Annotated in this window: 17 protein-coding genes; 9 read left to right on the top strand and 8 right to left on the bottom strand. The window is 70.6% G+C overall.

The window, feature by feature from the left end; translation table 11 throughout:
- Positions 1–18: 18 nt before the first annotated feature.
- The gene (locus tag EP757_RS05575; RefSeq protein ID WP_014447202.1) at positions 19–705 is read right to left on the bottom strand and encodes an IclR family transcriptional regulator; all 687 of its coding nucleotides are present in this window, start codon (positions 703–705) and stop codon (positions 19–21) included.
- Between the two features lie 49 nt (positions 706–754).
- Here EP757_RS05575 and leuC point away from each other — a divergent pair, with 49 nt between their 5' ends.
- From leuC to EP757_RS05555, 4 genes are all read left to right on the top strand, one after another.
- The gene (gene leuC / locus EP757_RS05570) at positions 755–2,209 is read left to right on the top strand and encodes a 3-isopropylmalate dehydratase large subunit (RefSeq protein WP_127543129.1); all 1,455 of its coding nucleotides are present in this window, start codon (positions 755–757) and stop codon (positions 2,207–2,209) included.
- Positions 2,210–2,227: 18 nt separating this feature from the next.
- The gene (gene leuD, locus EP757_RS05565; RefSeq protein WP_127543128.1) at positions 2,228–2,818 is read left to right on the top strand and encodes a 3-isopropylmalate dehydratase small subunit; all 591 of its coding nucleotides are present in this window, start codon (positions 2,228–2,230) and stop codon (positions 2,816–2,818) included.
- 175 nt (positions 2,819–2,993) lie between these two features.
- A complete protein-coding gene (locus EP757_RS05560; RefSeq protein ID WP_197725504.1) occupies positions 2,994–3,812 on the top strand; it encodes an HU family DNA-binding protein in 819 nt (272 codons plus the stop codon).
- Between the two features lie 91 nt (positions 3,813–3,903).
- Entirely contained in the window at positions 3,904–4,335 is a 432-nt protein-coding gene (locus EP757_RS05555; RefSeq protein ID WP_127543126.1) for a hypothetical protein, read from the top strand.
- On the opposite strand, the gene EP757_RS05550 is transcribed toward EP757_RS05555, so the two are convergent.
- Genes EP757_RS05550 through cofC form a run of 4 tightly spaced genes read right to left on the bottom strand, consistent with a single transcriptional unit; the run spans position 4,292 to position 8,473 of the window.
- The gene (locus EP757_RS05550) at positions 4,292–5,164 is read right to left on the bottom strand and encodes an NUDIX hydrolase (protein ID WP_127543125.1); all 873 of its coding nucleotides are present in this window, start codon (positions 5,162–5,164) and stop codon (positions 4,292–4,294) included. The genes EP757_RS05555 and EP757_RS05550 overlap by 44 nt on opposite strands.
- A complete protein-coding gene (locus EP757_RS05545) occupies positions 5,164–7,557 on the bottom strand; it encodes an RNA degradosome polyphosphate kinase (protein ID WP_127543124.1) in 2,394 nt (797 codons plus the stop codon). The genes EP757_RS05550 and EP757_RS05545 overlap by 1 nt, the downstream gene beginning before the upstream one ends.
- Positions 7,558–7,613: 56 nt before the next feature.
- Entirely contained in the window at positions 7,614–7,811 is a 198-nt protein-coding gene (locus EP757_RS05540; RefSeq protein WP_127543123.1) for a cold-shock protein, read from the bottom strand.
- A 20-nt stretch (positions 7,812–7,831) separates the two neighbouring features.
- Complete coding sequence (gene cofC, locus EP757_RS05535; protein WP_174262341.1) at positions 7,832–8,473, bottom strand: 2-phospho-L-lactate guanylyltransferase; 642 nt, start codon at positions 8,471–8,473, stop codon at positions 7,832–7,834.
- A gap of 172 nt (positions 8,474–8,645) precedes the next feature.
- Here cofC and EP757_RS05530 point away from each other — a divergent pair, with 172 nt between their 5' ends.
- From EP757_RS05530 to EP757_RS05515, 4 genes are read left to right on the top strand one after another with little or no spacing between them, the layout of a single operon-like run.
- Positions 8,646–9,371, top strand: coding sequence for a 1-acyl-sn-glycerol-3-phosphate acyltransferase (locus tag EP757_RS05530; RefSeq protein ID WP_127554095.1), 726 nt, complete (start codon positions 8,646–8,648; stop codon positions 9,369–9,371).
- Positions 9,368–10,360: an NAD(P)H-dependent glycerol-3-phosphate dehydrogenase gene (locus EP757_RS05525; protein ID WP_127543121.1), complete on the top strand. Its 993-nt coding sequence runs from the start codon at positions 9,368–9,370 to the stop codon at positions 10,358–10,360. The genes EP757_RS05530 and EP757_RS05525 overlap by 4 nt, the downstream gene beginning before the upstream one ends.
- Positions 10,357–11,463, top strand: coding sequence for a cystathionine gamma-lyase (locus tag EP757_RS05520; RefSeq protein ID WP_127543120.1), 1,107 nt, complete (start codon positions 10,357–10,359; stop codon positions 11,461–11,463). Before EP757_RS05525 ends, EP757_RS05520 begins: the two co-directional genes overlap by 4 nt.
- Positions 11,460–11,816, top strand: coding sequence for a hypothetical protein (locus tag EP757_RS05515; RefSeq protein ID WP_127543119.1), 357 nt, complete (start codon positions 11,460–11,462; stop codon positions 11,814–11,816). Before EP757_RS05520 ends, EP757_RS05515 begins: the two co-directional genes overlap by 4 nt.
- Positions 11,817–11,942: 126 nt before the next feature.
- On the opposite strand, the gene EP757_RS05510 is transcribed toward EP757_RS05515, so the two are convergent.
- Positions 11,943–12,401 carry a hypothetical protein gene (locus EP757_RS05510; protein WP_232050387.1) on the bottom strand — a complete coding sequence of 153 codons (459 nt, stop codon included), beginning with the start codon at positions 12,399–12,401 and terminating at the stop codon, positions 11,943–11,945.
- 97 nt (positions 12,402–12,498) lie between these two features.
- Here EP757_RS05510 and EP757_RS05505 point away from each other — a divergent pair, with 97 nt between their 5' ends.
- Positions 12,499–13,584, top strand: coding sequence for a D-alanine--D-alanine ligase family protein (locus tag EP757_RS05505; protein ID WP_127543117.1), 1,086 nt, complete (start codon positions 12,499–12,501; stop codon positions 13,582–13,584).
- Between the two features lie 15 nt (positions 13,585–13,599).
- Here the strand turns inward: EP757_RS05505 and EP757_RS05500 are convergent, their stop codons facing one another.
- Together EP757_RS05500 and EP757_RS05495 are read right to left on the bottom strand one after the other, a co-directional pair.
- Entirely contained in the window at positions 13,600–14,232 is a 633-nt protein-coding gene (locus EP757_RS05500; RefSeq protein WP_127543116.1) for a DUF3515 domain-containing protein, read from the bottom strand.
- Positions 14,233–14,234: 2 nt separating this feature from the next.
- Positions 14,235–14,468 carry an Lrp/AsnC ligand binding domain-containing protein gene (locus EP757_RS05495; RefSeq protein WP_014447186.1) on the bottom strand — a complete coding sequence of 78 codons (234 nt, stop codon included), beginning with the start codon at positions 14,466–14,468 and terminating at the stop codon, positions 14,235–14,237.
- Positions 14,469–14,481: the final 13 nt, after the last annotated feature.

Here is a 14,481-nt window from a genome sequence, read left to right as displayed (position 1 = left end):
GATGTATCGGTGAACCTCTCAGAGGCCGGACAGGCGCTGGCCCGCGCGGACGACGGCCATGGCGTGCCGTTCGCCGGGACGGCGGCCGAGGCGTTCGATCGGACCGCTTATCGAGATGGACGCGATGACCCGCCCGGTCCGGTCGCGGATCGGTGCGGAGACGCTCGCCACACCGGGCTCGCGCTCGGCGACGCTCTGCGCCCAGCCGCGGCGCCGGACCTCGGCCAGGGTGCGGCCGGTGAACTTGCAGCGGGGCAGCAGTGGCATGACGGCCTCGGGCGGCTCCCAGGCGAGCAGGATCTGCGCCGCGGAACCGGCCACCATCGGCAGCACCGATCCGACCGGAACGGTGTCGCGGAGACCACTCGCGCGCTCGGCCGCCGCCACGCAGATGCGTTCGTCGGCGCGGCGCAAGTAGAGCTGTGCGCTCTCTCCTGTCGCGTCCCGCAATGCGGACAGCAGAGGCTCCGCGGCGGTCAGCAACACGTCGGGCGCGGCGTTCGCCAGCTCGCCCAGACGGGGTCCTGGGCGCCACCGTCCCTGGGTGTCACGGACCAGCATCCGGTGGATCTCCAACGCCTGTGCCAGGCGATGTGCTGTCGCGCGAGGCAGCTTCGTGCGCTCGACGAGTTCGGCCAGGCTGGCGCCGTCGACACAGGCGGCAAGAATGACCACCGCCTTGTCGAGAACGCCGACACCGCTCATACTGTGTCCCACAAGCCGAAACATACATTCCAGAATTTAGGATGTCCAGATGGTGGGAGTCACTCCCCAGAGCGGGAAACCCAGGACCCTGGCCGAGAAGGTCTGGGATGACCACGTGGTGCGCACGGCCGAGGGCGAGCCGGACCTGCTCTTCATCGACCTGCACCTGCTGCACGAGGTCACCAGCCCGCAGGCGTTCGACGGTCTCCGGATGGCCGGTCGCCCGGTCCGCCGGACCGACCTCACGCTCGCGACGGAGGACCACAACACCCCGACCGGGTACGCGGATCCGTCGTTCAACACCCGTCGCGGCGATCTTCTGACGATCACCGACACCGTCTCGCGGACGCAGATCGAGACGCTCCGGAAGAACTGTGCCGAGTTCGGCGTGCAGATCCGCCCGCTCGGCGACGTGAACCAGGGCATCGTGCACGTGATCGGCCCGCAGCTCGGTCTCACCCAGCCCGGCATGACGATCGTCTGCGGCGACTCGCACACCGCGACCCACGGCGCGTTCGGCGCGCTCGCCTTCGGCATCGGCACCAGTGAGGTCGAGCACGTGCTCGCCACCCAGACGCTGCCGCAGGCCAAGCCGAAGACGATGGCCGTGACGGTGGTCGGCGACCTGGCCCCGGGCACGAGTGCGAAGGACCTGATCCTCGCCCTGATCACGCAGACCGGCACCGGCGGCGGCAACGGCCACATCGTGGAGTACCGCGGTGAGGCCATCCGCAACCTCTCCATGGAGGGCCGGATGACCATCTGCAACATGTCGATCGAGTGGGGCGCCAAGGCCGGCATGATCGCGCCGGACGAGACCACGTTCGCGTACCTGAAGGGCCGCGAGCACGCGCCACGGGGCGAGGACTGGGACGCCGCCGTCGAATACTGGAAGACCCTCGCCACCGATGAGGGCGCCGAGTACGACACCGAGATCATCCTGGACGCCTCGCAGATCAGCCCGTTCATCACCTGGGGCACCAACCCGGGTCAGGGCGCCGCGCTCAACAGCGTCGTGCCGGCCCCGGAGGACTTCCTGGACGAGGTCGAGCGCGGCGCCGCCGAGCGCGCCCTGGAATACATGGACCTCACCCCGGGCACCCCGTTCCGCGAGGTGCCGGTGGACGTCGTCTTCGTCGGCTCCTGCACCAACGGCCGGATCGAGGACCTGCGTGCCGCCGCCGACGTGCTGCGCGGCCACAAGGTGCACGAGGGCGTCCGGATGATGATCGTGCCGGGGTCGTACCAGGTGCGCGAGCAGGCGCAGGCCGAGGGCCTGGACAAGGTCTTCATCGACGCCGGCGCGGAGTGGCGGTTCGCCGGCTGCTCGATGTGTCTCGGCATGAACCCGGACACGCTCAGCCCCGGCCAGCGTGCCGCCTCCACCTCCAACCGCAACTTCGAGGGCCGGCAGGGCAAGGGCGGGCGTACCCACCTGGTCTCGCCGCAGGTCGCCGCCGCCACCGCCGTGGTCGGCAAGCTGGCCGCCCCCGCGGACCTCTGAGCTCGGGAGACATCAGCCATGGACAAGTTCGTCAGCCACAGCGGCAAGGTCATGCCGCTGCGCCGCTCCGATGTGGACACCGACCAGATCATCCCGGCGGTCTACCTGAAGCGGGTCACCCGCACCGGCTTCGAGGACGGCCTCTTCAACGCCTGGCGTGAGGACCCGGACTTCGTGCTGAACCGCCCGGCCCACGCCGGCGCGAGCATCCTGGTGGCCGGCCCGAACTTCGGTACCGGCTCGTCCCGGCAGCACGCCGTCTGGGCGCTGCGCGACTGGGGTTTCAAGGCCGTCATCGCCTCCCGGTTCGGCGACATCTTCCGGGGCAACTCCCTCAAGGAGGGCCTGCTCCCGATCCAGCTCGACCAGAAGATCGTCGAAAGCCTCTGGGACCTTGCGGAGAGTGAGCCGGAGAAGGAGATCACCGTCGACCTGGAAGGCCGTGTGGTTCGCGTCGACGACGCCGCCTATGGCTTCCCGATCGACGATTTCAGTCGCTGGCGCCTCATGGAGGGCCTCGACGACATCGGACTGACGCTGCGCCACGAAGAGGCGATTACCGCGTACGAGAAGACCCGTCCCGCTTTCAAGCCGGTCGTCGTCCTTTAGTCGTACGGAGTAGTCGAGCTTCGAATTCGCCCCTGCCGGGTTAACCCGGCAGGGGCGAATTCGTTGGGACACAACGGTTTTTTTGCACCGAATGTTTGTGTCTCCAGGTCACAGGGCATACCGTGCGCGCAGAATGGCCCGTGACGGGCCAGTTCTCACGTCCGGGAGGAAAACCGTGAACAAGGCCGAGCTCATCGAGGCGCTCGCTGTCCGACTGGGTGACAAAAAGATCGCGACCCAGGCTCTGGACGCGTTCATCAGCGAGGTGCAGAACGCCGTCGCCAAGGGTGACAAGGTGGCCCTCACCGGCTTCGGCTCTTTCGAGAAGCGAGTGCGCAATGCGCGTACCGCACGGAATCCCCGAACCGGTGAACCGGTGAAGGTCAAGAAGACGTCGGTCGCAGCGTTCAAGCCGGGTAGCACTTTCCGTGACCTGGTGGCGAGCGGCAAGCCGGCGAAGGCGGCGACCGCCACCAAGTCCACCACTGCCAAGGCCGGCGCTGCCAAGAAGACGGCGACCGCCACCAAGTCCGCACCGGCGCGGGCGGCGGCCGCGAGCAAGACGGCCACGGCCGCGAAGAAGACCACCGCTACGAAGGCCGCGCCCGCCCAGAGCGCGGCGACCAAGAGCACGGGCGCCGCCAAGAAGACGGCCGCGACCAAGGCCGCGCCCGCGAAGACCACGGCGACGAAGTCGGCGGCCGCCAAGTCCACGACGGCGGCGTCGACCGCCAAGAAGTCCACGGCCACCGCCGCGAAGAAGACGGCGACGGCCAAGGGCGCGGCCACCAAGAGCACCGCCACCAAGAGCACTGCCGCCAAGAGCACTGCGACGAAGAGCACCGGCACCAAGAACACGGCCACCAAGAGCACCGCCTCCAAGGCGGCGCCGGCCAAGAAGACCGCGCGCAAGTCGGCCACCCCGGCGGCGGCGCCGGCCCGGGCCCGTACCACCGCCACGGCGCGCAGCGCGTCGTCGCGGAAGGCCCGCTGACCCTTCAGATTCCGGCGGAAGGCGTCCACCCCTGGGTGGACGCCTTTCTCGTTCCCGCCTGCGGTGGACCGGGCCGTCCTACCGTCCGGGCATGGAACCACGATCGACGCCGCGCGGCCTGATCGCGCGCTCGTCCCTGGCCGCGGCGCTGTTCGCGGTGGCCGTCCTGCCCGGATGGACACTCGGTGACCTGGTCGAGCAGCAGACCGGCCGGCCGGAACTGGACTGGCTGATCACCTGCGGCTGGTCCGGTCTCGCGGTCACCGCCGGCGCGCCGTGGGGCTCGTACCGGCGGCGGGACGGCTGGATGGGCGCCGTCCCGCTCTACGGCTGGTACCTGCTCGGTGTGCTGAGCTGGCGGCTCGCGATGTTGCCGTACCGGGACTGGGAACCGCGGCGCGACGAGCTGTGGAAGGCCCGCTGGCTCACCGGCGACCTCGTCGGTTACTGGCGGGCAGACCCGCCGGCGTCCCGGGCGATCACAGCCGCGAGGCGCCCAGCAGCCGCTCGCCGGACCAGGTGAGCAGCCAGCCGTCGCCCTTGCGGGTCTTGAACGGCTCCGGGTCGTCCCGACCGGCCAGCGAGGCGAGCAGCGACGGCATGACCTTGCCCTGGCTGCAGATCACCACCCGGCCGTCCGGGCGCAGCTGGGCGATCCGGGACCGGGCCGCGGAGAGCTTCGCCGGAAGGCCCGCCGGGTCGGCCGGCTCGGCGAACGCGCCGTCCAGGATGACCGGCTGATTGCCGAGCGCGGCGGCGAGCGGCTCCAGCGTCTGCGTGCAGCGCAGCGGCGGCGCCGACACGAGCCGGCGGGGCCGGAAGAAGGTCAGCGTCGCCGCGATCCGCTCGGCCTGCTTCGCGCCCTCCGGGTCGATCGGGCGCAGCGCGTCCCGGCCGTTCCACTTCTTCCGCTCGCCGGCGTGCGCGTGCCGGACCATCGCGATCACCGAGGTCACCGGCGGCAGCCCGGCCACGTGGTCGAGCACGTCCCGCTCACCGGCGTAGGTGAGTCGCTCCCGGGCCTCGGCGAGCGGCAGCCAGACCAGCTCGTCCACCTCGTCGGCGTCCTGCACCGGGCCGCCCTCGCCGGCCAGCATCAGCCAGTACGCCACGTTCTTCGGCCGGCCGCCGGGCAGCACGTAGTCCACGTCGGGCAGCCGCAACTGCGGGACTCCCGGCGTACCGGTCTCCTCCTCGACCTCGCGCAGCGCGCCGAGCAGAGGCGATTCGCCGGACGTGAGCTTGCCCTTCGGCAGGCTCCAGTCGTCGTAGCGCGGCCGGTGGACGAGGCACACCTCTGCGGTGCCGGCCCGGTAGAGCACACCGCCCGCAGCGCGTTCCGTCTCCGGCATCAGCTCTTCTTGCCGATGACGCGGCGCAGCAGGGCGGCCTGCAGGTGGTTCTGCGGCCGGCCGGGCGTGCCGAGGTTGCGGTTCCACACACCCTCGCCGTCCAGGTCCCAGCCCTCGGTCTGGTCCCGCATCGACAGCTCGAGGACGTTGCGCAGCTCCTCGCGCGCCGACCTGAGGTTGATCCGCACCAGCGCCTCGACCCGGCGGTCCAGGTTGCGGTGCATCAGGTCGGCCGAGCCCATCCAGTACTCCGCCTCGGGCCCCGGTCCGAACCGGAACACCCGCGAGTGCTCCAGGAACCGGCCGACGATCGAGCGGACCCGGATGTTCTCCGACAGGCCCGGCACACCCGGGCGCAGCGAGCACATGCCCCGGATGATCAGGTCGATCTTCACGCCGTCCTGGGAGGCCTTGTAGAGCGCGTCGATGGTCTGCTCGTCGACGAGCGAGTTCACCTTGAACTGGACCAGCGCCTCGCCACCGTCCCGGGCGATCTTGGCCTGCTCCTCGATCCGCTCGACCAGGCCCTTGCGGACACCGTGCGGGGCGACCAGCAGACGGCGGTAGGTGGTCTGCCGGCTGTATCCGGTGAGCACGTTGAACAGGTCGGTGACGTCCGCGCCCACCTCGGGGTCGGCGGTCAGCATGCCGAAGTCCTCGTAGAGCCGGGCGGTCTTCGGGTGGTAGTTGCCGGTGCCGATGTGGCAGTAGCGGCGGATCTGGTTGCCCTCCTGGCGGACCACCAGCGCGGTCTTGCAGTGCGTCTTGAGGCCGACCAGGCCGTAGACCACGTGGCAGCCGGCGCGCTCCAGCTTGCGCGCCCAGGCGATGTTCGCCACCTCGTCGAAGCGGGCCTTCACCTCGACCAGGACCACCACCTGCTTGCCGGCCGCCGCCGCGTCGACCAGGGCGTCCACGATCGGGGAGTCGCCGGAGGTGCGGTAGAGCGTCTGCTTGATGGCCAGCACGTTGGGGTCGGCAGCGGCCTGCTCGATGAAGCGCTGCACGCTCGTCGAGAACGAGTGGTACGGGTGGTGGACCAGGATGTCCGACTCGCGCAGCCGGTTGAAGACGCTGCGCGGCACCTCGCCGTCGGCCAGCTGCGGATGCGTCGCCGGCACGAACGGGCGGTCCTTCAGATCGTCCCGGTCGACCTCGCCGAACACCTGCCAGAGCGCCGACAGGTCGAGCAGACCGGGCACCCGCAGCACGTCGTGACTGTCCATGTCGAGCTCGCGGACCAGCAGGTCGAGGACGTGGTCGCTGATCGAGGCGGCCACCTCGAGCCGGACCGGCGGCCCGAACCGGCGCTGCGCGATCTCCCGCTCCAGGGCCTGCAGCAGGTCCTCGTCGCGGTCCTCGTCGACCTCCAGCTCGGCGTTGCGGGTGACCCGGAACGCGTGCACCTCGAGGATCTGCATCCCCGGGAAGAGCTGGTCCAGGTGGTTGGCGATGAGCTCCTCGATCGGCAGGAACCGCACGCCGCGGCTGTCGTTCTGCACCGTCACGAAGCGGGAGACGTTGTTCGGCACCTTGATCCGGGCGAACAGCTCGGGGTTGTCGCCGTCCGGGTAGCGCAGGGCCACCGCGAGGTTCAGCGAGCGACTCGAGATGTACGGGAAGGGGTGCGCCGGGTCGACGGCGAGCGGCGTCAGCACCGGGAAGACCTGCTCGCGGAAGAACGTTCGCAGCCGGCCCTGCTCCGGGGCGTCCAGCTCCTTCCAGCTGACCACCTCGATGCTCTCCGCGGCCAGCTTCGGCCGGACCTCGTCGGCGAAGCAGGCGGCGTGCCGGGTCACCAGGTCGGCGGCCCGCTCGGTGATCATCTCGATCTGCTGGCGCAGCGGGGAACGGTCACCGCCGCGGACCGGCAGGCCGGCGCTGAGCCGCCGCTTCAGACCGGCGACCCGGACCATGTAGAACTCGTCCAGGTTGCTGGCGAAGATGGCGAGGAACTTCGCCCGCTCCAGCAGCGGCGTCGCCGGATCCTCGGCGAGGGCCAGCACACGGGCGTTGAAGTCGAGCCAGGACAGCTCCCGGTTCAGGAAGCGGTCGGACGGCAGGTAGTAGCGGTCGCCGTCGACGGACTCGGCCGACTCGTCGTCATCGTCGTCGTCGACGTCCTCTTCGAACGCCTCGGCTGCCTCGTCGGTCGCGAGCGTCTCGAGGCGGTCGATCCCGAGGTACGGCGGCTCTTCCGCGGGCTTGTCCGCGATCTCTTCGATCTCCACGGTCTCCACCTCGGGTTTCACCTTGGCCTCCGCGTCGGGAACGGGTGCGGCGACGGGCTCGACGGTCTCGGCCGATTCTGTCTCAACGATCTCCGGCGTGCGGAGAAAGCGGCCGTTCGGGCCACGCCTGCGGGGCTCGGGGGTCCGGGGCGGGGTCTGCATGGAGACTATTCTTGCCGCTTCCGGCGAAACGTGAAACGAACTAGTGGATGATCGATTCAGGCGACTCCGGGAATTGATACCCGCCGGATCGTGCCGTCGGGCCCGGTCTCCAGGGAGACCCGCTGACCCAGCCGGAGCAGGCGCAGGCCGGACCGCTGGAAGGCCTCCGCCCCGAAGCCCAGTTCAGAGCCGTCGTCGAGCAGCAGTGTGCCGCTGCGGGTGTCCGGGTCGAAGGTCGCGATCGTCCCCTGCATAACGCAGCACGCTACCCGTTTCAGGCGGCCGGGGCGCACTCCGCCGTGAGGCCGAGATCACGCAGGAGCGCGCAGGTCCGGTGGCCGGCGCCCAGCCCCAGCACGGTTCCGAGGTCGGCGGCCGTGTCGACGTCCTGCCGCAGGCCCGGCCAGTCGCCGGCGAGCGGGACGGCGCCCGAGCCGGCGTGCGCCTGCGCCGACTGCGGTCCGAACAGTGGGCGCAGAGGCTCACCCGGTGGGACGGCGAGCAGGACCGTGCCGGTGCCGTCGGCGTCCGGCACGAAACTGCGGCCGGCCACCCGGCTCAGCGCCTCGTCCAGCTGGTCCGGCCGCAGGGCCGGCAGGTCGCCGGTGAGCACCGCCCGGTAGCCGGCCGCACCGGCCACGTCGTCGGCGCCGAAGCGCATCGCCGCGTTCAGCCCGCCACCGGGATCCGGCGCCACGTGAGCGCCGAGCTTGCGCACCGACGCGGCCACCGCCGGATCGTCGGTGACCACCACGACCCCCGCCACCGACGGCGTCTCCAGGACCGCCGCCACGGTGTCCCGCACCATGGCGAGCGCCAGATCGGGATGACGGTCGGCGGGCACGGCGCCCCGCAGCCTCGTCTTCGCCGCCCCCAGCCGCTTGACCGGGATCACCACAGTCCACTTCCGCACCACACCGCAAGTCTGCCTGAGAGATCTCTTCCCGGCTGTCATGCGCCTCCTACTGCGGTTTTGCTTACTCCGCGAGACCCCTGCCTGGTCTCGGCGGTTCCCAGCGGGCATGATTTCGTCGCAGGTGAACGTGGTGCGGCGCGGATACGTCGCCGATCGAGGGACGGGGGAAGCCGTGGCGCAGCTCAGGCTTGGATTCTGGCAGCGTGTCGCGGTGATGCTGGTGCTACCCGTGATGACCGCCCTGACCAAGAAGGCCTGGATCGGCCGGGAGAACATCCCGCCGTCCGGGGCGGTGATCCTGGTCCCGAACCACGTCTCGCACTTCGACCCGCTCGTGGTGGCCCACTTCATCTACCGGTCGAACCGCTGGCCGCGGTTCCTCGGCAAGGCCAGCGTCTGGAAGGTGCCGGTCATCGGCTACCTGCTGACCAAGACCCGGCAGATCCCGGTCGAGCGGGGCAGCACCGAGGCGGCGAAGTCGGTGGAGGCGCTCGTCACCGCGCTGAACGAGGGCGACGCCGTGGTGATCTACCCGGAGGGCACGACCACCCGGCACCCGGAGCTCTGGCCGATGCGCGGCAAGACCGGCGCGGCCCGGCTCGCCCTGCTCACCGGCGCCCCGGTGGTCCCGATCGCGACCTGGGGACCGCAGACCATCTTCGATCCGCGGACCAACAAGCTGAAGCTGCGGCGTACGGACGTCGTCGTCACCGCCGGCAAGCCGATCGACCTGGGCCGCTGGGCCGGGTCCGCGCCGACCCGCCCGGTGCTCGAGGAGATGACCGAGGCGATCATGCTGGGTGTCCGCGACCTGCTCGCTGAGATCCGCGACGGCGAACCGCCGGCGCTCTACGATCGGCCCGCTCGCCGGGCCTCGACCTCGGAGGACGCACCATGAGGGCCGCCGTCATCGGATCCGGAGCCTGGGGAACCGCCTTCGCGAAGGTGCTGGGTGACGCCGGCTCGGACGTCACCGTGTGGGCGCGCCGGGAGGCCGTCGCCACCGAGATCCGCGAGAAGCGGGGCAACGAGGGCTCGCTGCCCGGCATCCGGCTCGCCGAGAACGTGACCGGAACGACCGACCTGGCCGAGGCCGTGGACGGCGCCGAACTGATCGCCATCGCGGTGCCGTCGCAGACGCTGCGCGGCAACCTCGCCGACTGGGCCGGGTTCTTCCCGTCCGACGCCACCGTGGTGTCGCTCATGAAGGGCATCGAGCTCGGCACGCTCAAGCGGATGAGCGAGGTGATCGTCGAGACGGCCGGCGTCGCCGCCGACCGGGTGGTGGTCGTCTCCGGGCCCAACCTGGCGCCCGAGATCGCCGCCGAGCAGCCGACCGCGACCGTGGTGGCCTGCTCCGACGAGGGACGCGCCAAGCAGGTGCAGCATGCCCTCGCCACGCCGTACTTCCGGCCGTACACCAGCGACGACGTGATCGGGTGCGAGCTCGGCGGCGCGACGAAGAACGTGATCGCGCTGGCCTACGGCATGGCCGTCGCGATCGGCCTGGGCGACAACACCCGGGCCTCGCTGATCACCCGTGGTCTGGCCGAGACCGCCCGCCTCGGCGTGGCGCTCGGCGCCGACCCGCTCACCTTCGCCGGCCTGGCCGGCCTCGGCGACCTGGTCGCCTCATGCTCGTCGCCGCTGGCCCGCAACCGCACGTTCGGTGAGCACCTCGGCCGCGGCGAGACCTTGGAGCAGGCGCAGGTCGCCACCCGGCAGACCGCCGAGGGCGTGAAGAGCTGCCTCTCCATCCGTGACCTGGCCCGGGCGAACGGCGTCGAGATGCCGATCGTCGAGCAGGTGGAACGCGTCTGCCACGAGGGCGCCGACCCGCGGGTCGCGGTGAAACTGCTGATGACACGAGAGATGAAACCCGAGTGAGCACGTTCTCTGACGGCACCCGTTCCGTCCACGCCGGCCTCCCCGAGCCGGTCGTCGGTGAGCCGTTCCTGCCCGGCCCGGTGTTCGCGGCGCCCTACCACCTCGACCCGGCGACCGGTCCCGGCACGCACGGATACGCCCGCACCGAGCACCCGACCCGGGAACTGCTCGAGAAGGCGATCGGCGCGCTCGAAGGCGGTCCGGCGCTGGTCTTCTCCAGCGGGCAGGCGGCCATCACGGCCCTGCTGCTCGCGGTCCTGCGCACCGGCGACACGGTGGTGCTCCCCGCGGACGGCTATTTCACCGTGCGCGCGTTCGCCGAGGCCACCCTGCGCGAGCTCGGCGTGAAGGTGGTTCTGGCGCCGACCGCCGGCCCGTACCCGGACCTCACCGGCGTGCGGCTCGTCCTGCTGGAGACGCCGGCCAACCCCGGACTCGACGTCGTCGACGTGCGCGCCGTCGCGAGCCGGGCACACGAGGCCGGCGCGCTGGTGGCAGTCGACAACACCACCGCCACGCCGCTCGGGCAGAACCCGCTCGCGCTCGGCGCCGACTTCGTCGTGGCCTCCGGCACCAAGGCGCTGACCGGGCACTCCGACGTGCTGCTCGGGTACGTCGCGGCCGGCGACGCCGATCTGCTCGGCAAGGTGGAGACCTGGCGCAAGCAGACCGGCGCGGTGCCCGGCGCGTTCGACTGCTGGCTGGCCCACCGTTCGATCGCCACGCTCGACCTGCGGCTGGCCCGGCAGACCGCCAACGCCTCCGCGGTGGCCGAGCTGCTGCTGAACCGTGAGGACGTGACCGGGGTGCGGTGGCCGGGACTGCCCTCCGACCCGTCGTACGCGGTCGCCTCGGCGCAGATGCGGCGCATCCCCGGTGTGGTCTCGTTCGACCTCGGCTCGGCTGCCCGGGTGGCGGCGTTCCTGTCGGCGGCCCGCCTCGTCTTCGCCGCCACGTCGTTCGGTGGCGTGCACACCACGGCGGACCGGCGCGCCCAGTGGGGGGACGACACCTCACCCGGGTTCGTGCGGTTCTCCTGCGGGATCGAGGACACCGCCGACCTGGTGGCGGATGTGACCGCCGCGCTGGACGCGTCGCGGTGACGGGCACCTTCTCCGCCGACGAGGTCGCGGCGCTCACCCGGGGCGAGAGCTTCTTCGCCGATCCGGGGGAGCGGGAGTGCCCGGCGTGCGGGGAGCGGCGGCTGCGGGCCTACTTCACCACGCCGGCGGCCGCGCGCCGGCCGACGCTGGTGAGCTACGTGTGGTGCGGTGCCTGCGACAAGTTCGTGGGCACCCGCGCCAAGCACCCGGAGGGCCTGATCTTCTCCGACCCGCTGGCCGTGCTGCCGGCAGCCGAGCGCCGCGAGCTGGAACGCACGCTGACCGGCTTCCTCGCCCACCTGGACGCACTGTGGGACCGGGGCGCCCTCCCGCAGACGTTCACCGCGGCTTGAAGCGCTCGGGCGCACCGGTGCCGGCGCCGGCGTGAGCCGGCCGAAGGTGGCCGCAGGTGTGGTGCGCTGGGGGACGTTCCTGTTGTGGTCGGGGAGTGCCGCTGTCCCCGTACAACCGGAAATGAATCATCCGTGGGTGGAGACGAAGTCGTGCAACCAGTCGCGCGGGACCTCGGGTGTGGCCCGGCCGCCGATGCGACGCAGGGCCTCCCCCGGGCGGATGCCGAGCAGCACCAGCGTCATCGTCGCCAGCAGGGTGGTGCGACCGGCGCCGGACGAGGACTCGGTGACCACGAAGCGCCCGGCCCGGACGTCCTGGGCGAGGCGGGCGGCGAGCGCGACCACCTCGGTGGCCTCCTCACGCTTCGCCGAGCCGGCCTTCATCGGATCGGCGGTGTCCGGAAACGAGATCATCTCGATGCCCGATGTGTCCTCGGGAGTCTTCGAGGTGCAGACCATGATCTGTACGCCGGCGCGTGCCAGTGCGCCCAGCTCTTGCGCCGACCATGGCTCCTCAGGAGAGTGGGCCATCGTCGCGAGCTGGCCCGGGCCGGGTCCGGCGATCACGTGGAGTGCTGGAGCCATGAACTGTTCGTTCCCCCTGCCTCGCCAGATCCCATGTGTGGCCTACGCAGAGTAGGGTCACCCCCGGCATGACCGCTAGCGAGAGGCACCGAGTTAAGTGACGACCCCCCGGAAGACCCGCGTCGCGATCGTTTTCGGCGGTCGCAGCACTGAGCACGCCATTTCCTGTGTGAGCGCGGGCGCCATCCTCGGCGCCCTCGACCCGGACCAGTACGAAGCGGTCCCGGTCGGAATCACCCGGGAGGGTCGCTGGGTGCTCGCCTCGGGGGACACCGGACAGCTCGCCATCCGGGACCAGACCCTGCCGGAGATCACCGCGGCGTCCGGCAGCTCGGTGGTCCTGGCGGCCGACCCGACGGTGACCGAGCTGATCGTCCAGGACGGCCTTCCCTCGCTGGACGGCGTGGACGTGGTCTTCCCGGTGCTGCACGGCGCCTACGGCGAGGACGGCACCATCCAGGGGATGCTGGAGATGGCCGGCATCCCGTACGTCGGCGCCAACGTCTTCGCCTCCGCCGCGGCCATGGACAAGGAGTTCACCAAGAAGCTCGCGGCCGCCGCGGGCATCCCGGTCGGCCCCTACGCCGTCCTGCGCGCCGGTGTCTCGCTGTCGGAATCGGACAAGGAGCGTCTCGGCCTGCCGGTCTTCGTGAAGCCGTCGCGGGCCGGATCGTCCACCGGCATCACCAAGGTCACCGACTGGGCCGACCTCGACACGGCCGTCGCGAAGGCCCGTCAGATCGACCCGAAGGTGCTCGTCGAGGCCGCCGTCGTGGGTCGTGAGATCGAGTGCGGCGTGCTCGAAGGGGAGGCCGGCGGCGCTGCCGAGGCCTCACTGCTCGCCGAGATCCACGTGGACGACGCCGAGTGGTACGACTTCGAGACGAAGTACCTGGTGGGCAGCCGGTACTCGATCCCGGCCGGGGTCTCGGAGGACATCGCCCGCCGCGTCCAGGACTACGCGTTGCGGACCTTCGACGCCCTGGACTGCGCCGGTCTCGCCCGGGTCGACTTCTTCGTGACCGACTCCGGCGAGGTCTTCCTCAACGAGATCAACACGATGCCGGGGATGACGCCGACGTCGATGTTCCCGATGATGTGGGCGGCCACCGGCCTGGAGTACCCGAAGGTCGTGGACCGGCTGATCCGCACCGCGCTGCGGCGCGGAACCGGCCTCCACTGATCTGCGTCAGCCTTTTCAGCTGATCACGCAGCCGCTCGGCAGCTCGGCCGACGGCTTCGACTTCACGGTCTTCACGATCGTGTCGGAGAACTCGTTGGCCCACTGCGCCGGGTTCTCGTAGGTGTTCGGCACGGTCACCTGAACCGGGACCTCGCGGTCCATCGTGGTGATGGTGGCCGCGTCGGCGCCGGGCTTCGCGTACCAGCACACCCGGTTCATGATCAGGAGTTCGGTGTCCATCGGGACGCAGCCGGGAGTCGCGTCGTCGAGGGTCTCGCACATGATCGGGGCCGGTACGCCGCAGCTCACCGTGATCGGGGGCTCGCCGTAGGCCGCGTTCTGCTCGTGCCCGCCGGTCACCTGGCGGGCCGGTAGATCGCGGATCTCGGAGGGGAGCTGGCTCGTCACGGCGAGGCACGCCTGCGCCGCTTTCTCATCCAGATCGCGATTCTGAACCTGCACCGCGGTGCTCGGAATCGCCTGCGGCTTGTCCGCTTCTTCGGCTTTTTCGGGTTGTATGGCGATGAAGGCGAACACACCGACGAGCAGCGCCACCGGTACGGCTATCGCGGTCGCCCAGAGGGCCGCCGCGCGGGTAGCCGGGTCCTTCTTCTTCGGCGCGTCCTTCGGGGTGTCCAGGTTCACCATGCTCAGAGGTTTACCACGGAGCAGGTGAGCGTCCTCGTGATGCCCGGCACGTACTGGACCTTGCTCACAATCAGGCCGCCGAGCTCGTCCACGGTGTGCGCTTCGGTCAACACGACGACGTCATACGGCCCGGTCACGGCGTCTACGCGTACTACCCCCGGTATCTTCTCGATCGCGGCGGCCACGTCACGGGCCTTACCGACCTCCGTTTGAATGAGGATGTATGCCTGGACCACGATCGACTCCAAT

The sequence above is a fragment of the Actinoplanes sp. OR16 genome (genome assembly GCF_004001265.1).
In the GTDB taxonomy this organism is placed as follows: domain Bacteria; phylum Actinomycetota; class Actinomycetes; order Mycobacteriales; family Micromonosporaceae; genus Actinoplanes.
The sequence above is the reverse complement of the archived record's forward strand: the minus strand, read 5'-3'. Positions and strand labels throughout refer to the sequence as shown.